Genomic DNA, 19,226 nt, shown 5'->3' on the forward strand with positions numbered 1-19,226 from the left:
GAGCATGGCGAAGAGTGCCGACGGCTCTCGTCCGCCACGGCCCGCGTAGCCGACCCTCAGAGGCGGCCGGCGTCGTGCATCGTGATGGCGACCTGGACGCGGTTCGAGGCGTCGAGCTTGGCGAAGATGCGCGAGATGTGCGCCTTCACGGTGGCGAGGCTCATGAAGAGCTCGGCCGCGATCTCGGCGTTCGAGCGGCCCTGGCCGACGGCATGGGCGACGTCGAGCTCGCGCTCGGTGAGGGTGGCGACGAGGCGCTCCGCGGCGGTGCGTCGCTGGTCGGCACCGTCCGCCGTGATCTGGCGGATGAGGTTGGCGGTGACGGCCGGCGACAGGATCGGCTCGCCCGCCATGACTGACTGGATCGCTTGGACGATGCGCGGGGGAGGCGTGTCCTTCAGGAGGAACCCGGCGGCACCGGCGGCGAGGGCGCGCACGATGTGGTCGTCGGCGTCGAAGGTGGTCAGGACCACGACCTTCGGGGGAGAGGGCTCGGTGGTGATCACGCGGGTGGCCTCGATGCCGTCCATCACGGGCATCCGCAGGTCCATCAGCACGAGGTCGACGGGACGCTCGCGCACGGTGGCCACGGCCTCGCGCCCGTCGGACGCCTCGGCCACGACCTCGATGCCGGGGGCGCCGCCCAGGATGAGGCCCAGACCCGCGCGCACGAGCGGGTCGTCGTCGGTGAGCAGCACTCGAGTCACGCGATCCACGGCAACCACACTCTCAGGACGTGATGGCCGGCCACGACGGCGTGGTGCAGGCGGCCGCCGGCGAGCTCGGCTCGCTCGGCCAGACCCACGAGCCCGAGGCCCGAGGCGGGCAGGTCGGGAGCACGCCCTCCGGCCGGCAGCGGGTTCGACACCTCGATGACCAGGCCGTCGTCCGGACCGCCGGTGATCGCGAGGGCGACCCGCGCGTGCGGGGCGTGCTTGGACGCGTTGGTCAGGCCCTCCTGGACCGCACGGAAGGCGGTGCGACCGATGGACTCCGGCACGGTCGAGAGGTCGACCGACAGGTTGGAGTCGAGGTTCATCCCCGAGGCGCGGAAGTGCTCGACGAGGCCGTCGATGCCAGCGGCCGTGGGCTGTGGCGGCTCGGGGGCGCCGTCGCCCACGTCGTCGCGCAGGACGCCGAGCACCTCGCGCAGCTCCACGAGGGCCAGGCGCGAGCTCTGCTCGATGATGCCGGCGGTTTGGCGGATCTCCTCGGCGCCGAGGTCCTCACGGAAGGTGAGCGCCCCGGCGTGCATCGTGACCATCGAGATCCGGTGGGCCAGCACGTCGTGCATCTCCCGCGCGATGCGAGCCCGCTCGGCCGTGCGCGCCTGCGACACCCGGGCGGCCTGCTCGGCCTCGGCGCGCTCGGCGCGCTCCTGCAGCGTGGCCATCAGCTCGCGGCGCGAACCCACGTAGAGGCCCCAGCCGATCGTGAACCCGATGATCGTGATGACGAAGCCGACGTTGAGCAGCCACAGGCCCCGGTCGGTGGTGGGGTCGACGACCACGAAGACGAACGCCGAGACGAGGGTGGCGATGCTCACCGGGACGATCTCGCGCCACTGGCGCCGGGTGGACAGCGAGAACAGCGCCAGCGTGGCCGGACCGCCCGCCGTGGCCGCGAAGGCGCTGGCGACGTTCGTGACGAGGGCCACCGTGACCGGAAAGCGCCGGCGCCAGAACACCAGGACGAAGCACGCGAGTCCGACGAGGACGTCGAGCCACCACCACCAGCGCGCGTTCTCCCACTGCCAGGGGAACAGCGCCGACCACGCCACCGCGGAGATCGCGACAGCGACCAGGGTGCGCCACACGTGCCCCCAGAGGGACAGGGGAGGGGGCGGGGGCGTCACCGCCTCAGGATAGGCGCGACCCTCGGCGCGGCACCTCGGGCGAGGGGATGGCGCGCCCCCTACTTTCGGCTACCAGAACGAGCGTGTCGGCGTCTGTTGCGAGACCTCGGCACACGGCAGGGTGGAGTCATGATCGAAGTCCAGAACCTGTCCAAGTCGTACGGCGACTTCCGCGCCGTCGACGACGTCTCGTTCGTGTGCCGGCCCGGACGCGTCACCGGGTTCCTCGGGCCCAACGGCGCCGGCAAGTCCACGGCGATGCGGATGATCACCGGCCTGACCCGCCCCTCGGGCGGCACCGCCACCATCGGCGGCGCGAACTACGCCGACATCCCCAACCCCGGCACGCAGGTCGGCGTCCTGCTCGACGCCTCGGCCCAGCACGGCGGCCGCACCGGTCGCGAGGTGCTCGTGATCGGCGCCCGCGCGATGGGCCTGCCGATGTCGCGCGTCGACGAGATGCTCGCCCTCGTGGGTCTCACGCCCAAGGAGGCCAAGCGCCGCGTCCGCAACTACTCGCTCGGCATGCGCCAGCGCCTCGGCATCGCGCACGCGCTGCTCGGCGACCCGAAGGTGCTCATCCTCGACGAGCCCGCCAACGGCCTCGACCCGGCCGGCATCCACTGGATGCGCCAGCTGCTGCGCGAGTACGCGAACCGCGGCGGCACCGTCATGCTCTCGTCGCACCTGCTGCACGAGATCCAGATCATCGCCGACGACCTCATCGTCATCGGCCACGGCCGCATCGTGGCCAGCGGCACGAAGGACGAGCTGCTCCGCGCCGCCGGCACGCGGGTGCGGGCGCGCGACCAGGTCGCCCTGATCGGGGCGCTCGAGGCCGCCGGCCTCGAGGCGTCGGTCGCCTCCGACGCCGTCACCTCGACCGCGTCGCCCGAGGAGGTCGGCCTGGCCGCCGCGAAGGCGGGCGTGGCCCTGCTCGAGCTGCGCGAGGCCGACGGGGCGGGCCTCGAGGCCATGTTCCTGCAGCTCACCGCCGACGACCAGCGCGATGCCCTCGCCACCGAAGGAGCCCAGTCATGAGCACGACCACCACGAGCGGTTCGACGATCGACCTGTCGCGTCCCGCCATCCCCTTCTCCCGCGAAGTCAGGGTCGAGCTGCGCAAGATGTTCGACACCCGCGGAGGTCTGTGGCTGTTCATCATCACCGGTGGGCTGCTGCTGCTGGCCATGGTGCTCACGCTGCTCGTGCTGGCCCTGAACGACGACGTGACGATCACGGCGTCGGGCTTCTCCCAGATCATGACCATCCCGCTGTCGATCCTGCTGCCGGTGTTCGCGATCCTCTCCGTGAGCAGCGAGTGGAGCCAGCGCACGCACCTGACCACCTTCAGCCTGCAGCCCCACCGCGGCCGCGTCATCGGTGCGAAGTTCGCAGCCGTCACGCTGCTCGCCCTCGGTACGCTCGTCCTGGCGGCCGTCTTCGGTGCTCTCGGCAACGTCCTCTACGGCATGCTGACCGACCACGACGTCGTCTGGAACCTCACGGGCAAGGAACTACTCTGGACGGTCGTGCTGCAGCTGGCGTTCTTCTGGATGGCCTTCGCGTTCGCAATGCTGCTGTTGAACACGCCGGCGGCTGTGGCCAGCTTCTACGTCGTCGCGCTGATCCTGCCGCTCGTGGCGTACCCCATCCTGATGGCCCTGTTCGGCTGGGCGCGCGATCTGCTGCCGTGGCTGGACTTCAACTACGCGGCCACGCCTCTCATCGCAGGCGAGGACGTCATGGGCAACTCGGTCGACGTCGGGGCGCTGGAGTACCTGCGCTTCGCGTTCACGTTCTGCCTCTGGGTCGTCGTGCCCGGCGTGCTGGGCTACCTGCGGGTCCAGCGCACCGAAGTCAAGTGACGCGGAGCCGTCCGCGCGATGGTCGCTCGCTAGGTTGGGTCGCATGCCCGACCTGCTGACCATCGCGCGCGACGGCGACGTCGTCGTCCTCACCCTCCGCCGTCCCGACCGGCGCAACGCGCTCAACCTCGCGCTGTGCCGCGAGCTGCACGAGGCCGCCACCGAGGCCTTCGAGCAGGGAGCCCGCGTGCTCGTCGTGACGGGGGAGGGCTCGGCGTTCTGCGCCGGTGCCGACCTCGACGGCGTCTACGGCGACGAGTTCATCGAGGCCCTGTACCGGATGCTGCACCACCTCGCGCAGGTCCCCGTGCCGGTGATCGCGGCCGTCAACGGCCCCGCGATCGGCGCCGGCACCCAGCTCGCGATCGCGTGCGACCTGCGCGTGGTCGACGAGCGTGCCCGGTTCGCGGTCCCCACGGCGCGCAACGGCATGGCCGTCGACGCGTGGACGATCCGCACCCTGGCCGACCTCGCCGGCAGCGGCCGTGCCCGCCGGGTCATGCTCGCCGCCGACACGATCGACCGCGACGAGGCCCTCGCGTGCGGGCTGGCCGACCGGGCCGGCACCCTCGACGACGCGATCGCCTGGGCCCACGAGATCGCCCGGCTCGCGCCGCTCACGCTGGCGCACAACAAGCTCGTCCTCAACGGCTCGAGCCGCGACGACGAGCGCATCGAGCAGAGCTTCCGCGACGTCTGGGCCAGCCAGGACGTCAAGGAGGCGGCCCTCGCCCGCACCGAGAAGCGCGACCCGATCTTCAGGGGAAACTGATGGCACGCGTGCAGAGCATCGCCTTCCGCGCCCTCGACCGCCACGTGGTCGAGGGCCGCGCCGACGAGCTCGCGCTCGTCACGCCCTCCGGCTCGCTGTCCTACGCCCAACTGCTCCACGAGAGCGCCTCGCTCGCCGGCGGCCTGCGCGACCTCGGCCTGCGCGCCGGCGCGCCCGTGGCGCTGTCCGTCCCCGACCGCCACACCTGGGTCGTGAGCGTGCTCGCGATCGTGCGACTGGGCGCCGAGCCCGACCGTGAGGCCGGCTTCCGGATCGAGGGCGACCCGGCCACGATCCACACCGGTGACGAGAAGTACGAGCTCGAGCTCGTGCTGCGCGCCGGACGGGTCGATCCCGCTCGCGCCGAGATGCATGACGTCGGCGACTACGGCGAGCGCATGGAGCGCACGTACGGCGACGTGCTCGCCACGCTCCTGCACGGCGGCACCCTCACCTGACCGGCTCGCAGGGCTCGGCCCCGGGTTCGCCGGCCGGTGCCACAATGGACCCCATGAGTTCGCGGGTGGTCGTCCTGGGCTCGACCGGGTCGATCGGCACGCAGGCGCTCGACGTCGTGCGAGCCAATCCGGACCGGTTCGACGTGGTGGCGCTGGCCGCCGGAGGCGCCGATCCGGCGGCCCTGGCATCCCAGGCGCTGGAGTTCGGCGTGGAGCTGGTCGCCGTGGCCAATGCCACCGCCGCGCAGGACGTGCAGCTCGCGCTGTACGCCGAGGCGCAGCGGCGGGGCTGGTCGGCGGGGGAGTACCGGCTGCCGCGGCTCGTGGCCGGTCCCGATGCGGCCGTCGAGGCTGCGCGGGTGCCCGCCGACACCGTCCTGAACGGTATGACCGGCGCCGTGGGCCTGATGCCCACCCTGGCTGCCCTGGAGACGGGCGCCACGCTCGCGCTGGCCAACAAGGAGTCGCTCATCATTGGCGGCGAGCTCGTGCTCGACGCCGCCAAGCCGGGCCAGCTCGTGCCCGTCGACTCCGAGCACTCCGCGCTCGCGCAGGCGCTGCGCGGCGAGGACCCCGAGGACGTGCGCCGACTCGTGCTCACCGCGAGCGGCGGACCGTTCCGCGGTCGCTCGCGCGACGAGCTGCTCGACGTCACCCCTGAACAGGCGTCCGCGCACCCCACGTGGGACATGGGCCCCGTCATCACGATCAATTCCGCCACACTGGTGAACAAGGGCCTCGAGGTCATCGAGGCGCATCTGCTGTTCGGGATCGAGTACGACCGCATCGACGTCGTCGTGCACCCGACCTCGGTCGTGCACTCGATGGTCGAGTTCGTCGACGGCTCCACGATGGCCCAGGCCTCGCCGCCCGACATGCGCCTGCCGATCGCGCTCGGGCTCTCGTGGCCGCGGCGCGTCCCCGGCGCCGTGCCCGCCTGCGACTGGACGTCGCCCACCGCCTGGGAGTTCTTCCCACTCGACGACGAGGCGTTCCCCGCGATCCGCGTCGCCCGTCGTGCCGGAGCCTTCGGACGCACCGCCCCCGCCGTGTTCAACGCCGCGAACGAGGTCTGCGTCGACGCGTTCATGGCCGGCGACCTCGACTTCCTCGGCATCGTCGACACGGTGGCCGAGATCGTGGACGACCACCTCGCCGACCCGGAAGCGGCCACGGGTGACCTCTCCGTCGAGCGCGTCCTCGAGGCCGACGCGCGCGCCCGTGAGCGCGCCCGCGAGGTCGTCGCCGCCCGAGCAGGGGCGGCCCGCCGATGATGTACGCGCTCGGGGTCATCGTCTTCCTGATCGGCGTCGCGGTCTCGATCGCACTGCACGAGGTCGGGCACATGTGGCCCGCGAAGAAGTTCGGCGTCAAGGTCACGCAGTTCTTCGTCGGCTTCGGCCGCACCGTGTGGTCGGTCAAGCGCGGCGAGACCGAGTACGGCCTCAAGGCCATCCCGCTCGGTGGCTTCGTCAAGCTCGTCGGCATGCTCCCGCCCGAGCGCGAGGAGCGCGACCACGACGGCCACCTCGTCGTCCGCTCGTCCAACACCGGCCTGTTCACCCAGATGGCCACCGACGCCCGCGCCGCGGAGTACGAGGACGTCGATCCCGCCGACGAGGACCGCCTGTTCTACCGCAAGCCCTGGTGGCAGAAGGTCATCGTGATGGCCGGTGGGCCCACCGTGAACCTGCTCATCGCCACGGTGCTGTTCGCGATCTCGTTCATGGCGTTCGGCGTCCCCACCCCGACCACCACCGTCGGTCAGGTCTCGGACTGCGCCATCACCGACGCCGAGGTCGGCCGCGCGTGCACCGACGCCGACCCGGTCACCCCCGCGCGGCAGGCCGGCCTCGAGACGGGCGACGTGCTCACCACGTTCAACGGCGAGCCGCTCGACGACTGGACCGAGGTCACCACGCTGATCCGCCGCAACGGCGACCGCGAGGCCACGATCGGCTTCGAGCGCGACGGTGCCGAGCGCGAGGTCACCGTGAACACGTCGGTGCTGGCGCGCGCCTCGGTCGACGACCCGGAGCGGGTCGAGAACGTCGGCTTCCTGGGCGTCTCGCCCACCTTCGTCAACGAGCGCCAGGGACCCGTCTTCGTCATCGACCAGATGGGGGAGATGATCGGCGCCACGGCGAACGCCCTGGTGCACCTGCCCGCCCGCATGGTCGACGTCGCGAAGGCTGCCCTCGGTGCCGAGCGCGATGCCGAGGGTCCCGTCAGCGTCGTCGGCGCCAGCCGCGTGGCCGGCGAGCTCGTCACGTACAACGACCCCACGTGGGGCGAGCGCGCGCAGCGCATCATCGGATTGCTGGCGAGCCTCAACCTCTTCCTGTGGCTGTTCAACCTCATCCCCCTGCTGCCGCTCGACGGCGGGCACATCGCGGGGGCGCTGTGGGAGCAGCTGCGGCGCGTGTTCGCCCGCCTGCGGGGCAAGCCGGATCCCGGTTTCGTGGACGTCGCGAAGATGCTGCCGGTCGCCTATGGGGTTGGGCTCGTCCTTATAGTCATGGGTGTGGTCTTGATCTACGCGGACATCGTCAATCCGGTGAGGCTCTCGTGAGCGGGGTCGACCTCGGGATGCCCGAGGCGCCGCCGCCAGTGCTGGCTCCTCGCCGGCCCACACGCAAGATCAAGGTCGGCACCGTCGACGTCGGCGGCGACGCCCCGATCTCGGTGCAGTCCATGACCACCACGCTGACCTCCGACGTGAACTCCACGCTCCAGCAGATCGCCGAGCTCACCGCCGCCGGCTGCGACATCGTGCGCGTCGCGTGCCCCAGCCAGGACGACGCCGACGCGCTGCCCGCCATCGCGCGCAAGTCGCAGATCCCGGTCATCGCCGACATCCACTTCCAGCCGAAGTACGTCTTCGCCGCGATCGACGCCGGCTGCGCCGCGGTGCGCGTGAACCCGGGCAACATCCGCAAGTTCGACGACCAGGTCGGCGCGATCGCCAAGGCGGCCAAGGACGCGGGCGTCTCGCTGCGCATCGGCGTCAACGCGGGCTCGCTCGACAAGCGCCTGCTCGAGAAGTACGGCAAGGCCACGCCCGAGGCGCTCGTCGAGTCCGCCGTCTGGGAGGCCTCGCTGTTCGAGGAGCACGACTTCCACGACTTCAAGATCTCGGTCAAGCACAACGACCCCGTCGTCATGGTGCGCGCGTACGAGCTGCTCGCCGAGCGCGGCGACTGGCCGCTGCACCTGGGCGTCACCGAGGCCGGCCCCGCCTTCCAGGGCACGATCAAGAGCGCCACGGCGTTCGGCGCGCTGCTCAGCAAGGGCATCGGCGACACGATCCGGGTCTCCCTCTCGGCCCCGCCGGTCGAGGAGGTCAAGGTCGGCATCCAGATCCTGCAGTCGCTCAACCTGCGCCCCCGCAAGCTCGAGATCGTCTCGTGCCCGTCCTGCGGCCGCGCCCAGGTCGACGTCTACACGCTCGCCGAGCAGGTCACTGCGGGCCTCGACGGCCTCGAGGTCCCGCTGCGCGTCGCTGTCATGGGCTGCGTCGTGAACGGACCGGGGGAGGCCCGCGAGGCCGACCTCGGCGTGGCGTCGGGCAACGGCAAGGGCCAGATCTTCGTCAAGGGCGAGGTCATCAAGACGGTCCCCGAGAGCCAGATCGTCGAGACCCTCATCGACGAGGCGATGCGCATCGCCGAGACGATGGAGCCGGTCGAGGGCGGTTCGGCCTCGGTCTCCGTGTCCTGACAGCGAGTTGCAGCCGAAGTCCCGCGGGTAGTCTGGGTCACATGACCGAGGTGTGCGACCCGCCTGCCGCGACGTCCTCCTACGTGAGGCCGCTCGGTCGCGCCGACCTCGAGCTCATCCACGAGGTGCTCGACCGCGAGCCGCTCGTCGACATGTTCGTCCGCCACCGCGTGGACTCCACGCGCCTCGACCGCCGCTGGTTCGGCGCCGAGCTGTGGGGCTACTTCGAGGACGGCCAGGCGGTCTCGCTGCTGCACGTGGGCGCCAATGTCGTCCCGGCCCAGGCCACGCCCGCTGCCATCGAGGCCTTCAGCGAGCGACTGCTGACCCACGGCCACAAGCCGAGCTCGCTCGTCGGGACCGCCGCCACGGTGCTGCCGCTGTGGGACCGCGTGAAGGACGAGTGGGGCCCGGCGCGCTCACCGCGCCCGTCGCAGCCGTTCATGGTCCTCAAGCACGACAGCGACGTGCCGCTCGACCCGCGCGTGCGCCCGGTCCGGATCGACCAGGTCGACACGCTCTACCCGGCGTGCGTCGCGATGTTCACCGAGGAGGTCGGGGTCCATCCCGAGTCGGTGGGCTCGCCCAGCGGGTACCGCGCCCGCGTCACGCAGCTGGTGTCGATGGGCTGGTCGTACGCGATCATCGAGGACGACACGGTGCTGTTCAAGACCGAGGTCGGCGCCTCGACCGACACCGGCTGCCAGCTGCAGGGCGTGTGGGTGCACCCCGAGCTGCGCGGCACGGGCGTGGCCGCCCCGGCCCTCGCCTCCGTGATCCGTCAGGTGCGCCGCGCAGTGGCGCCCGCGGTCACCCTCTACGTCAACGAGCACAACACTCCCGCCCGCCGCACGTACGAGCGTGTCGGCTTCCGCCAGGTCGAGACGTTCGCCTCGATCCTGCTCTGAGAGGCACCATGTCCCGTCGCACCGATCTGGCGCTCGTCGCCGTCCCGTTCGCCGTCTCCGGCGTCATCCACCTCGTCCGTCCGCAGGTCTTCGAGCGGATCGTGCCGCGCTTCCTGCCGCGCCACCGCGAGATCGTCCTCGCGTCGGGCGTCGCCGAGCTGGTCTGCGCGGCCGCGGTGATCGCACCGCCCACGCGCCGCGTCGGCGCCATCGCGTCCGCCGGCCTGCTGGCGGCGGTGTTCCCGGCGAACGTGCAGATGGCGGTCGACGTCGTCGGCAGCCGCCGGACGTCCCCGGCGTTCAAGGCCGGAGTCCTGGCGCGCCTGCCGCTGCAGTGGCCGCTGATCCGCGCCGCGCTCCACCTCGCGCGCTCCTCCTGAGCCCGTCGGGCGGTCACGTCGCCCGTCGCGCCAGCCGATAGCCTCGTGCCATGCGCATGAGCCAGCTGTTCCTCCGTACCCTGCGCGACGATCCCGCCGATGCCGAGGTCCCGAGCCACAAGCTGCTCGTCCGCGCCGGCTACGTGCGTCGCGTCGCGCCCGGCATCTACTCGTGGCTGCCGCTGGGCCTGCGGGTGCTGGCGAAGGTCGAGGCGATCGTCCGTGAGGAGATGGCCTCCATCGGTGGCCAGGAGGTGCGCTTCCCGGCGTTGCTGCCGCGCGATCCCTACGAGGCCACCGACCGCTGGACCGAGTACGGCGACAACCTCTTCCGGCTCAAGGACCGTCGCGGCAACGACATGCTGCTCGGCCCCACGCACGAGGAGATGTTCACGCTGCTGGTGAAGGACACGTTCTCGTCCTACAAGGACCTGCCCGCGATCCTCTTCCAGGTCCAGACGAAGTACCGCGACGAGGCGCGTCCCCGCGCGGGCATCCTGCGCGGCCGCGAGTTCATCATGAAGGACTCGTACTCCTTCGACGTGAGCGACGAGGGCCTCGAGGCGGCCTACCAGGCGCACCGCGCCGCCTACATCCGCATCTTCGACCGCCTCGGCTTCGACTACGTCATCGTCCAGGCCGACTCCGGCGCCATGGGCGGCTCGGCGAGCGAGGAGTTCCTCGTGGTCTCCGAGACCGGTGAGGACACGTTCGTGCGCTCGCCCGGTGGCTATGCGGCCAACGTGGAGGCCGTCACGACGGTCGTGCCCGACGCGATCGCGTTCGAGGGCCTGCCCGCGGCGCACGTCGAGGACACGCCCGACACCCCGACGATCGAGACGCTCGTCGCCCACGCCAACGAGAAGCACCCGCGCCAGGACCGCCCGTGGACCGCGGCCGACACGCTCAAGAACGTCCTCGTCATGCTGCGCCACCCCGACGGCTCCACCGAGCCGCTCGCGATCGGCCTCCCCGGCGACCGCGAGGTCGACGCGAAGCGCCTCGAGACGCAGGTGGCGCCCGCCGAGGTCGAGCCGTTCGACGAGGCCGCGTTCGCGCAACACCCGGGCCTCGTGAAGGGCTACATCGGTCCCGCGGCGCTGGGCGCCGAGAGCACCACGGGCATCCGCTACCTGACGGACCCCCGCGTCGTCGACGGCACCAGCTGGATCACCGGCGCCAACGAGCAGGGCCGGCACGTGTTCGACCTCGTCGCGGGCCGTGACTTCGCGTCCGACGGCACGATCGAGGCCGCCGAGGTGCGCGCCGGCGATCCCGCACCCGACGGCTCGGGTCCGCTCGAGCTGGCGCGCGGCATGGAGATGGGCCACATCTTCCAGCTCGGCCGCAAGTACGCCGAGCGGCTCGGCCTGCAGGTGCTCGACGAGAACGGCAAGCTCGTCACGGTCACGATGGGCTCGTACGGCGTCGGCGTCTCGCGCGCCGTGGCGGCGGTCGTCGAGGGCTCGTACGACGACGCCGGCATCGTGTGGCCGAAGGAGGTCGCGCCCTTCGACGTCCACCTCGTGGTGGCCGGCAAGGATCCCGCCCTGTTCGAGGCCGCCGACGGCCTCGTCGCCGAGCTCGAGACGGCCGGCTTCGACGTCCTCTACGACGACCGCCCGAAGATGTCGCCCGGCGTGAAGTTCAAGGACGCCGAGCTGATCGGCGTCCCGACGATCGTCGTCGTGGGCAAGGGCCTGGCCGACGGCGTCGTCGAGGTGAAGGACCGCGCCACCGGCGAGCGTCGCGACGTGCCCGTCGGCGAGCTCGTCACGGTGCTCGCCGACCACGCCTGAGTCGCGCCTCCGCGCCGGCGCATCCCGGCGACGCGCCGGCCGGTGAGGCGTCTCGACAACACGTGTGCCGACCGACATGATCGCCTCCGACGCGCGAGGCCTTCGCGCCGGAGGAAGGGCACCGATGCGAGGCTCGATCATCTCGACAATGGCCGCTGGGTCCGTCCTGCTCGCTGCGGTGCTGGCCGGCTGCTCCGGCGCGTCCGAGCCCGACGGGCCGACGGTGATCGTGGTGGGCGACGTGGTGCCCGTGATGTCCGAGGACGACTACCGCGTCACGGGTTCGATCGCCGCGCAGCTGGACGGACGCGCCGCGACCTTCCAGGGCTGGGCTGCCGGGGGTGAGGAGATCTACGTCCGCCACGCTCACGCAGCCGACGGAGGTCCCGGGTACGACCCCTACGCCGTCGCCCTGATCGCGCGGGACTCGGGCACGGGCCGCGCCGAGGTGCTGTCCGACCGCGCCCGGCGCCAGGGGCCCGTCGACCGCGGCACCATCCCCGGCAGCGCGCTTCAGCTCGGTCCTGTCACGATCGACGGGGACCGGCTCCTCTGGGTCGAGTCGCCCAGCCGTGACCACGGCGACCTCCACGTGCTCGACCTGGGCGACGGCACGGACCGGCTCCTCGCGACGCGTTCGGTCAGCGTGCTCTCGCGTCCGGTCGTGGTGGGTGACGACGCCTGGTTCATCGCGTCGGACGCGAAGGACCCGGAGAGCATCCCGCGCATGAGCTCGCTCTACCGGGTGCCGCTCGACGCGAGTGCCCCGCCGCAGCGCGTCGCCGAGGACGCGACCGACGTCTTCGCCGACGTCGGAGGCAAAGTGCGCGTGTTGATCGGCGACCGGCTGATCGGCTGGGATCCTTCCCTCGGAGCCGAGGGACGGCTGCCCGGCGATGGCCTCGCGGGCACCTCGTTCGCGGCGAGCGAGGGCGTGTCGGCCGTGCTCGACCCGGAGGCGCACGAGATCCGCATCGACTCCGACCTCGGTGACCATCGGATCGACGCCGGCGACAGGAGCCTCGGCGCGCTCAACGCCACGGATCGCTGGGTCGCCTTCTCCGTCGAGCGCAACGGCGAGCAGCAGGCCCACCTGCTCGACCTGCGCCGGGGAGAGCTGAGGCGACTCGCCGACGCGCCCGTGCCGTCAAGTGCCAGGTTCGAGGACCACCAGTACGCCCTCGTGACCGCGTCCGGCCGTCTGCCCACGACCTTCCCGCTGATCGAGCTCGGCCCGGCCGACTGACCACCGCTCCGCGGCGCCAGATGTGTAGCGGTATCCACAGTTTTTCGGCCTGAACGCCGGGAGAACGGTGGATGCCGCTACAGATCCTGCTCGCCGGAGGCGAGAGAGTCAGTCGAGGCCGGGGAAGGGCTCGGGGTCGGCGCCCCAGCGGACCTGGGCGAGGGCGGCGGCGCGCAGGCCGCGGACGGCGCGGTCGCGAGCCCGGTCGCTCGTGGGGCCGACGAGTCGCACGCAGGCGGCGGCGATGCGGGTCTCCACGTCGCGCACCAGCGCTCGAGCGGCGCTCGCGTCGCGCGGATCGGTGACGTCGTAGGAGGGCTGGGTCGCCACGGGCGTCCCGCCGAGGTCCGTGACGGCGTCGGCCAGCCGGTCGCGCGTGGTCTCGTGGGCCGGCAGCGCGTCCTGCGCGGCCTCCTCGAGCGCGGGGAACCGCGCCCCGACGAGGGCGAGCACCCAGATCGCCTCGTGCTCGAGGGCCAGCCACTGCTGCGTCAGGCGCAGCTCGGTCGCGGTGCTCACGCCAGCGTCACCGCCTGCGCGAGCCCGGCCGACATCGACGCCAGCACCTGGGCGAAGTCGGGGGAGATCGCGGCGCGCGCGTCGGTGGCGCGGTGGCCCACGGCCGTGCGCAGCACCTCGGCGAGGTCGCCGTCTTCGGTGCCCGTGCCGGGCGTCGTGCCGAGCTGCTCCAGCTGGGCCGAGACCAGCGTCACGACCTCGGGGTTCCCGGCGCCTCGCGCGACCGCAAGCACGCGCTGCTGGTCCTCGACGACGGCCCGCATGAGCGAGGTGTCCTCGGGGCGGGGGAGAGGCTTGGGCGTGGCGCCCACGGCCCGCAGCGCGTCGTCGAAGGTGTCGGTGACGAACAGTCCTGCGAGGCCCACCGCGGCTCCGCCGGCGGCGGCGATGACGACGCGTCGGCTGCTCACGACCGCAGACTACCGACCTCGACCTCTTCGGTAGGGTGGGGCAGTACGGATGACAACTGAACAGGAGCACCCGATGACCACCCCCACCCCGGAAGGGATCTCGAGTCTCCTCGAACCCGTCACCACCTCCCTCGGCCTGGACCTCGACGAGGTCGAGCTGCTGGGCAAGGGCGAGCGTCGCCGCCTCCTGGTCGCCGTCGACCGCGACGGCGGCGTCGACATCGACACCATCGCCGCGGCCACGCGCGCCATCTCCGCCGCGCTCGACGACTCCGACGTCATGGGCGAGAGCCCGTACACGCTCGAGGTCGCGTCGCGTGGCGTCGACCGGCCCCTCGTCGAGGCCCGCCACTGGCGTCGCAACGCCGGTCGTGTCGTGGCCGTCGAGCTGACCGATGGCGAGCGCTTCGAGGCCCGCGTGGGCGAGAGCGATGCCACGGGCGTCGACCTGGCCGTCAAGGGCGACACCACCCGCTTCCCGTACGACGAGATCGTCAAGGCCGTCGTGCAGATCGAGCTGAACCGGAAGGACGTCTGATGGACATCGACATGTCCGCGCTGCGGATGCTGGAGCGCGAGAAGGGCATCAGCTTCGACCTCGTCGTCGACGCGATCGAGACCGCCCTGCTCTCGGCGTACCACAAGACCTCGGGCGCCCAGCAGCACGCGCGCGTCGAGCTGGACCGCAAGAGCGGCCACGTCACGGTGTGGGCGCGCGAGCGTCTGGAGACCCCGCCGTCCGAGGACGGCGAGACGCCCCCCGCCACGTTCACCGAGGAGTTCGACGACACCCCCGAGGACTTCGGCCGCTTCGCCGCCTCCGTCGCGCGCCAGCTGATCATGCAGCGCATCCGCGACGTCGAGGACGAGCGCAAGTTCGGCGAGTTCTCCGGCAAGGTCGGCGACATCGTCTCCGGCGTGATCCAGCAGGGTCGCTCGCCGGGCGACGTCTACATCGACCTCGGCTCGATCGAGGCCGTGCTGCCACTGAACGAGCGGGTACCCGAGGAGCGCTACGCCCACGGCGAGCGCATCAAGGCCTACGTCTACGAGGTCGAGCGCGGCCTGCGCGGTCCTCGCGTCAAGGTCTCGCGCACCCACCCGAACCTGGTGAAGCTGCTGTTCGCGCTCGAGTCGCCCGAGATCGCCGACGGCTCGGTCGAGATCGCGGCCATCGCGCGCGAGGCCGGTCACCGCACGAAGATCGCGGTGCGCGCCACCGCCGCCGGCGTGAACCCCAAGGGCGCCTGCATCGGCCCGATGGGCCAGCGCGTCCGCGCCGTGATGACCGAGCTGCACGGCGAGAAGATCGACATCGTCGACTTCAGCGAGAACCCCGCCGAGTTCATCGCCTACGCGCTGTCGCCCGCGCAGGTGAAGGGCGTCACGATCGTCGACGAGGCCACGCGCTCCGCGCGCGTGGTCGTGCCCGACTTCCAGCTCTCGCTGGCGATCGGCAAGGAGGGCCAGAACGCCCGTCTCGCAGCGAAGCTGACGGGTTGGCGCATCGACATCCGACCCGACACGGCACCCACGCCGGGTGGCGATTCGGCGTCGCCTCGGTAGAGCCGCTAGACTTGACGATGGTGATTCGTACGTGCGTCGGCTGCCGGCAGCGTGCGGAGAAGTCCACTCTGGTGAGAGTCGTCGCCGGACGGAGTGCCACGGGAGTCACCGTGGAGCCCGACCCAGACGGCACTCGACCGGGCCGCGGAGCGCATCTGCACCCCGCGGAACGGTGCCTGCAGCTCGCCCTCGACCGGCGGGCGTTCGTCAGGGCCCTTCGACTCGAAGGATCCCCGGACACCGACGCCCTGACCGATTGGGTGCGGAACCAGGCCCAGCGCAGAGCCTGACCACTGCGGCACCGACCGGTGTCGCTCGAAACGGAAATCGGAGCACACGCTCATGAGCACTCGATGAGTACTGCGCAATGAAGATGCACCGCGCAATGAGCCTGTACGTCTACAACTGATCCGTGCCTCCTTCGGGGCCGGATCCCTGAAGGAGAAGAGTGGCCGTAAGAGTCCACGAGCTCGCCCGCGAGCTCGGTGTTGAGAGCAAGGTCGTCCTGTCCACCCTCAAGGAGATGGGCGAGTACGTGAAGTCGGCGTCCTCCACCGTCGAGGCGCCGGTCGTGCGCCGTCTGAAGGAGGAGCACGGCGACCGCCTGCGCGAGCAGGGTTCGAAGAAGGCTGCCAAGAAGGCCGCCCCGGCGAAGAAGCCGGAGGCCCAGAAGGCGCCCGAGAGCACCACCCCCGAGTCCACGCCCGCCGAGGTCGCCGCATCGCCGGCCGCCCCGGCGGCGCCTGCTGCGCCGAAGCCGGGTCCGGCTCCGGCGCCCAAGCCGGCGGCACCCGCCCCGGCCGCGAAGCCCACCCCGGCACCCCAGCAGCCGTCGGCCCCCGAGGCCCCGGCCGCTGCTGCCGCGGAGGCTCCCGCCCCCGCGCCGTCGCGCACCCCCGGTCCCCGTCCGGGACCGGCCCCGCGCCCCGGCCAGGCCGGCGGCCTGCCCACCAGCGGTGGTCCCCGTCCGGGTCCGCGCACGCCGGCGGCCCGTCCGGGCAACAACCCGTTCTCGTCCAAGCAGGGCATGCAGCAGGAGCGGGCGCCGCGTCCGCCTGCGGCCCGTGAGGGCGGCGGCGCCCCGGCTCGTCCGGGCATGCCCCGTCCCAACCCGGCGATGATGCCCAAGCAGTCCGCGGTCGGTCCCGCCCGTCCCGGCGCTCGTCCCGGTCCCGGCGGTCGCGCCGGCGGTCCCGGTCGTCCCGGTGGCGGCGGTCGTCCCGGTGGCGGTGGCGGCGGAGCCCGTCCCGGCGGCTTCAGCGGTCCTCCCGGTGGCGGTCGCCCCGGCGGCCCCGGCCGCAACCAGCGCGGCGGCACCCAGGGTGCCTTCGGTCGCGCCGGTGGCCCGGTCCGTCGTGGACGCAAGAGCAAGCGCGCGAAGCGTCAAGAGTTCGACCAGATGCAGGCGCCGTCGATCGGCGGCGTGCGCGTCCGCAAGGGCGACGGGCAGGTCGTGCGCCTGGCCCGTGGCGCCTCGCTGACGGACTTCGCCGACAAGGTCGGCGTCGACGCGGCATCGCTCGTCCAGGTGCTGTTCCACATGGGCGAGATGGTCACCGCGACGCAGTCGGTCAACGACGAGACGCTGCAGCTGCTCGGCGAGGAGCTGAACTACGACGTCCAGGTCGTCTCGCCCGAGGACGAGGACCGCGAGCTGCTCGAGTCCTTCTCGCTGGAGTTCGGCGAGGACGCCGGCGACGAGAGCGATCTGGCGGCCCGTCCGCCGGTCGTCACCGTCATGGGTCACGTCGACCACGGCAAGACGAAGCTGCTCGACGCGCTGCGCAAGGCCAACGTCGCGGCCAAGGAGGCCGGCGGCATCACGCAGTCGATCGGTGCCTACCAGGTCACGACCGAGGTCGACGGCGCCGAGCGTGCGATCACGTTCATCGACACCCCGGGCCACGAGGCGTTCACCGCCATGCGTGCCCGTGGTGCCCAGGCCACCGACATCGCGATCCTCGTGGTCGCGGCTGACGACGGCGTCATGCCACAGACGGTCGAGGCGCTCAACCACGCCAAGGCCGCCGGTGTGCCGATCGTCGTCGCGGTCAACAAGATCGACAAGCCGGGTGCGGACCCGTCCAAGGTCCGTGGCCAGCTGACCGAGTACGGCCTGGTGCCCGAGGAGTACGGCGGCGACACGATGTTCGTCGACGTCTCGGCCAAGGCCGAGCAGGGCCTCGACACCCTGCTCGAGTCGATCGTGCTGACCGCCGACGCCGAGCTCGACCTGCGCGCCAACCCGGCGCAGAAGGCCGAGGGCCTGGCGATCGAGGCGCACCTCGACCGTGGTCGTGGCCCCGTGGCCACCGTCCTCGTCCAGCGCGGCACCCTGCGTGTCGGCGACTCGCTCGTGGCGGGTCCGGCCTTCGGCCGCGTCCGCGCCATGCTCGACGAGTTCGGCGACAACATCGAGGAGGCGACCCCGTCGCGTCCGGCGCTCGTGCTCGGCCTCACGGCCGTGCCCGGCGCGGGTGACAACTTCATGGTGGTCGAGGACGACCGCATCGCCCGTCAGATCGCCGAGAAGCGTGAGGCGCGCGAGCGCAACGCGCTGCTGGCCAAGCGCTCGGGTCGCCGCACCCTCGAGGACTTCATGTCCTCCATGGAGAAGGGCGAGACGGACGAGCTCCTGCTCATCCTCAAGGGCGACGGCGCCGGCTCGGTGGAGGCCCTCGAGGACTCGCTGGCCGGCATCGAGATCGGCGACGAGGTCGCACTGCGGGTCATCGACCGCGGTGTCGGCGCGATCACCGAGACCGACGTCAACCTGGCGGCGGCGTCCAACGCGGTCATCATCGGCTACAACGTCCGGCCCCAGGGCAAGGCGACCGAGCTGGCCGACCGCGAGGGTGTCGAGATCAAGTACTACTCGGTCATCTACCAGGCCATCGAGGAGATCGAGAGCGCGCTCAAGGGCATGCTCAAGCCGATCTACGAGGAGCAGCAACTCGGCACCGCCGAGATCCGCGACATCTTCCGGTCCTCGAAGGTCAAGGGCGGCAACATCGCCGGCTGCATGGTCACCAGTGGCTCGATCCGACGCAACGCCAAGGTGCGCATCGTCCGCGACGGGTCCGTCGTGGCCGACAACCTCGACGTGCTGTCGCTGCGCCGTGAGAAGGACGACGCGTCCGAGGTCCGCGAGGGCTTCGAGTGCGGTGTCGTGGTCTCGTACTCCGACATCAAGCTCGGCGACGTGATCGAGGCCTTCGAGCTGGTCGAGAAGAAGCGGGACTGACGATGGCGAGTCCTCGTCAGGCCAAGAAGTCCGATCGGATCAAGGAGATCGTGGCGACGATGCTCGAGCGGCGGGTCAAGGACCCGCGGCTCGGCTTCGTCACCATCACCGACGTGCGGCTGACCGGCGACGGTCAGCACGCCTCGATCTTCTACACCGTGATGGGCGACGAGACCGCTCGTGCGGAGACGGCCGCGGCGCTGGTCAGCGCCACCGGCCTGATCCGCTCCGAGGTCGGCAAGCAGCTCGGCGCGCGGCACACGCCGTCGCTGGAGTTCTTCCTGGACTCCGTTCCCGAGACGGCCCGCGAGATCGAGGACCTGCTGGCGAAGGCCCGCGAGTCCGACGCGCGGGTCGCAGAGCAGGCCCAGGGCGCCACGTACGCCGGCGACGCCGACCCGTACAAGCAGCGCGAGGACGAGGACGAGTCCACTGAGCAGTGAGGTTCCGCGGTCGCGGCACGGCTCGCCCCAGGGCGAGA

General features: G+C 71.6%; 20 protein-coding genes. 16 read left to right on the forward strand and 4 right to left on the reverse strand.

The window, feature by feature from the left end:
- Positions 1 to 56 precede the first annotated feature (56 nt).
- Both O3S82_RS06495 and O3S82_RS06500 read right to left on the reverse strand, forming a co-directional pair.
- On the reverse strand, positions 57 to 707 hold the full coding sequence (locus O3S82_RS06495) for a response regulator transcription factor (RefSeq protein ID WP_269307045.1): 651 nt from the start codon (positions 705 to 707) through the stop codon (positions 57 to 59).
- Entirely contained in the window at positions 704 to 1,855 is a 1,152-nt protein-coding gene (locus tag O3S82_RS06500) for a histidine kinase (protein ID WP_179425137.1), read from the reverse strand. The genes O3S82_RS06495 and O3S82_RS06500 overlap by 4 nt, the downstream gene beginning before the upstream one ends.
- A 129-nt stretch (positions 1,856 to 1,984) precedes the next feature.
- Here O3S82_RS06500 and O3S82_RS06505 point away from each other — a divergent pair, with 129 nt between their 5' ends.
- The 11 genes from O3S82_RS06505 to O3S82_RS06555 all read left to right on the forward strand — a co-directional run bounded on the left by O3S82_RS06505 (position 1,985) and on the right by O3S82_RS06555 (position 13,006).
- Positions 1,985 to 2,896 carry an ABC transporter ATP-binding protein gene (locus O3S82_RS06505; protein WP_269306455.1) on the forward strand — a complete coding sequence of 304 codons (912 nt, stop codon included), beginning with the start codon at positions 1,985 to 1,987 and terminating at the stop codon, positions 2,894 to 2,896.
- On the forward strand, positions 2,893 to 3,723 hold the full coding sequence (locus O3S82_RS06510; protein WP_179425126.1) for a hypothetical protein: 831 nt from the start codon (positions 2,893 to 2,895) through the stop codon (positions 3,721 to 3,723). The genes O3S82_RS06505 and O3S82_RS06510 overlap by 4 nt, the downstream gene beginning before the upstream one ends.
- Positions 3,724 to 3,766: 43 nt before the next feature.
- The gene (locus tag O3S82_RS06515) at positions 3,767 to 4,495 is read left to right on the forward strand and encodes an enoyl-CoA hydratase (RefSeq protein ID WP_269306457.1); all 729 of its coding nucleotides are present in this window, start codon (positions 3,767 to 3,769) and stop codon (positions 4,493 to 4,495) included.
- Positions 4,495 to 4,953: an AMP-binding protein gene (locus O3S82_RS06520; RefSeq protein ID WP_269306459.1), complete on the forward strand. Its 459-nt coding sequence runs from the start codon at positions 4,495 to 4,497 to the stop codon at positions 4,951 to 4,953. The genes O3S82_RS06515 and O3S82_RS06520 overlap by 1 nt, the downstream gene beginning before the upstream one ends.
- Positions 4,954 to 5,006: 53 nt before the next feature.
- On the forward strand, positions 5,007 to 6,227 hold the full coding sequence (dxr, locus tag O3S82_RS06525; RefSeq protein WP_269306461.1) for a 1-deoxy-D-xylulose-5-phosphate reductoisomerase: 1,221 nt from the start codon (positions 5,007 to 5,009) through the stop codon (positions 6,225 to 6,227).
- Positions 6,224 to 7,525: a M50 family metallopeptidase gene (locus tag O3S82_RS06530; protein WP_269306462.1), complete on the forward strand. Its 1,302-nt coding sequence runs from the start codon at positions 6,224 to 6,226 to the stop codon at positions 7,523 to 7,525. The genes dxr and O3S82_RS06530 overlap by 4 nt, the downstream gene beginning before the upstream one ends.
- Positions 7,526 to 7,542: 17 nt before the next feature.
- A complete protein-coding gene (ispG, locus tag O3S82_RS06535; protein WP_269307046.1) occupies positions 7,543 to 8,673 on the forward strand; it encodes a flavodoxin-dependent (E)-4-hydroxy-3-methylbut-2-enyl-diphosphate synthase in 1,131 nt (376 codons plus the stop codon).
- A 41-nt stretch (positions 8,674 to 8,714) separates the two neighbouring features.
- A complete protein-coding gene (locus O3S82_RS06540) occupies positions 8,715 to 9,581 on the forward strand; it encodes a GNAT family N-acetyltransferase (protein ID WP_179425120.1) in 867 nt (288 codons plus the stop codon).
- A gap of 8 nt (positions 9,582 to 9,589) precedes the next feature.
- Complete coding sequence (locus O3S82_RS06545; RefSeq protein WP_179425118.1) at positions 9,590 to 9,961, forward strand: DoxX family protein; 372 nt, start codon at positions 9,590 to 9,592, stop codon at positions 9,959 to 9,961.
- Between the two features lie 50 nt (positions 9,962 to 10,011).
- On the forward strand, positions 10,012 to 11,760 hold the full coding sequence (locus O3S82_RS06550; protein WP_269306463.1) for a proline--tRNA ligase: 1,749 nt from the start codon (positions 10,012 to 10,014) through the stop codon (positions 11,758 to 11,760).
- A 148-nt stretch (positions 11,761 to 11,908) separates the two neighbouring features.
- A complete protein-coding gene (locus O3S82_RS06555; RefSeq protein ID WP_269306465.1) occupies positions 11,909 to 13,006 on the forward strand; it encodes a hypothetical protein in 1,098 nt (365 codons plus the stop codon).
- Between the two features lie 108 nt (positions 13,007 to 13,114).
- On the opposite strand, the gene O3S82_RS06560 is transcribed toward O3S82_RS06555, so the two are convergent.
- Positions 13,115 to 13,525, reverse strand: coding sequence for a DUF4439 domain-containing protein (locus O3S82_RS06560; protein WP_269306466.1), 411 nt, complete (start codon positions 13,523 to 13,525; stop codon positions 13,115 to 13,117).
- Complete coding sequence (locus O3S82_RS06565) at positions 13,522 to 13,935, reverse strand: hypothetical protein (RefSeq protein ID WP_269306468.1); 414 nt, start codon at positions 13,933 to 13,935, stop codon at positions 13,522 to 13,524. The genes O3S82_RS06560 and O3S82_RS06565 overlap by 4 nt, the downstream gene beginning before the upstream one ends.
- A gap of 73 nt (positions 13,936 to 14,008) precedes the next feature.
- Between O3S82_RS06565 and rimP the strand changes: the two genes are divergently transcribed.
- The 5 genes from rimP to rbfA all read left to right on the forward strand — a co-directional run bounded on the left by rimP (position 14,009) and on the right by rbfA (position 19,188).
- Entirely contained in the window at positions 14,009 to 14,473 is a 465-nt protein-coding gene (rimP, locus tag O3S82_RS06570) for a ribosome maturation factor RimP (RefSeq protein WP_269306470.1), read from the forward strand.
- A complete protein-coding gene (gene nusA, locus O3S82_RS06575; protein WP_179425108.1) occupies positions 14,473 to 15,501 on the forward strand; it encodes a transcription termination factor NusA in 1,029 nt (342 codons plus the stop codon). The genes rimP and nusA overlap by 1 nt, the downstream gene beginning before the upstream one ends.
- Positions 15,502 to 15,518: 17 nt before the next feature.
- A complete protein-coding gene (locus O3S82_RS06580) occupies positions 15,519 to 15,791 on the forward strand; it encodes a YlxR family protein (protein ID WP_269306473.1) in 273 nt (90 codons plus the stop codon).
- A gap of 158 nt (positions 15,792 to 15,949) precedes the next feature.
- Positions 15,950 to 18,745 (forward strand): translation initiation factor IF-2, encoded by a 2,796-nt coding sequence (infB, locus tag O3S82_RS06585; protein ID WP_179425104.1) that lies wholly within the window; start codon positions 15,950 to 15,952, stop codon positions 18,743 to 18,745.
- A gap of 2 nt (positions 18,746 to 18,747) precedes the next feature.
- The gene (gene rbfA / locus O3S82_RS06590; RefSeq protein WP_269306475.1) at positions 18,748 to 19,188 is read left to right on the forward strand and encodes a 30S ribosome-binding factor RbfA; all 441 of its coding nucleotides are present in this window, start codon (positions 18,748 to 18,750) and stop codon (positions 19,186 to 19,188) included.
- The last annotated feature ends 38 nt before the right edge of the window (positions 19,189 to 19,226 follow it).

It is taken from the genome of Aeromicrobium sp. HA, from assembly GCF_027171405.1.
GTDB lineage: Bacteria > Actinomycetota > Actinomycetes > Propionibacteriales > Nocardioidaceae > Aeromicrobium > Aeromicrobium tamlense.

Excerpts from the sequence above, each read along its gene's own strand:
- dxr (WP_269306461.1), top strand. The coding sequence starts at position 5,007 with ATGAGTTCGCGGGTGGTCGTCCTGGGCTCGACCGGGTCGATCGGCACG.
- O3S82_RS06545 (WP_179425118.1), top strand. The coding sequence starts at position 9,590 with ATGTCCCGTCGCACCGATCTGGCGCTCGTCGCCGTCCCGTTCGCCGTC.
- O3S82_RS06555 (WP_269306465.1), top strand. The coding sequence starts at position 11,909 with ATGGCCGCTGGGTCCGTCCTGCTCGCTGCGGTGCTGGCCGGCTGCTCC.
- O3S82_RS06505 (WP_269306455.1), top strand. The coding sequence starts at position 1,985 with ATGATCGAAGTCCAGAACCTGTCCAAGTCGTACGGCGACTTCCGCGCC.
- rimP (WP_269306470.1), top strand. The coding sequence starts at position 14,009 with ATGACCACCCCCACCCCGGAAGGGATCTCGAGTCTCCTCGAACCCGTC.
- O3S82_RS06580 (WP_269306473.1), top strand. The coding sequence starts at position 15,519 with ATGGTGATTCGTACGTGCGTCGGCTGCCGGCAGCGTGCGGAGAAGTCC.
- nusA (WP_179425108.1), top strand. The coding sequence starts at position 14,473 with ATGGACATCGACATGTCCGCGCTGCGGATGCTGGAGCGCGAGAAGGGC.
- O3S82_RS06520 (WP_269306459.1), top strand. The coding sequence starts at position 4,495 with ATGGCACGCGTGCAGAGCATCGCCTTCCGCGCCCTCGACCGCCACGTG.
- O3S82_RS06510 (WP_179425126.1), top strand. The coding sequence starts at position 2,893 with ATGAGCACGACCACCACGAGCGGTTCGACGATCGACCTGTCGCGTCCC.
- O3S82_RS06550 (WP_269306463.1), top strand. The coding sequence starts at position 10,012 with ATGCGCATGAGCCAGCTGTTCCTCCGTACCCTGCGCGACGATCCCGCC.
- O3S82_RS06540 (WP_179425120.1), top strand. The coding sequence starts at position 8,715 with ATGACCGAGGTGTGCGACCCGCCTGCCGCGACGTCCTCCTACGTGAGG.
- ispG (WP_269307046.1), top strand. The coding sequence starts at position 7,543 with ATGCCCGAGGCGCCGCCGCCAGTGCTGGCTCCTCGCCGGCCCACACGC.
- O3S82_RS06515 (WP_269306457.1), top strand. The coding sequence starts at position 3,767 with ATGCCCGACCTGCTGACCATCGCGCGCGACGGCGACGTCGTCGTCCTC.
- O3S82_RS06530 (WP_269306462.1), top strand. The coding sequence starts at position 6,224 with ATGATGTACGCGCTCGGGGTCATCGTCTTCCTGATCGGCGTCGCGGTC.
- rbfA (WP_269306475.1), top strand. The coding sequence starts at position 18,748 with ATGGCGAGTCCTCGTCAGGCCAAGAAGTCCGATCGGATCAAGGAGATC.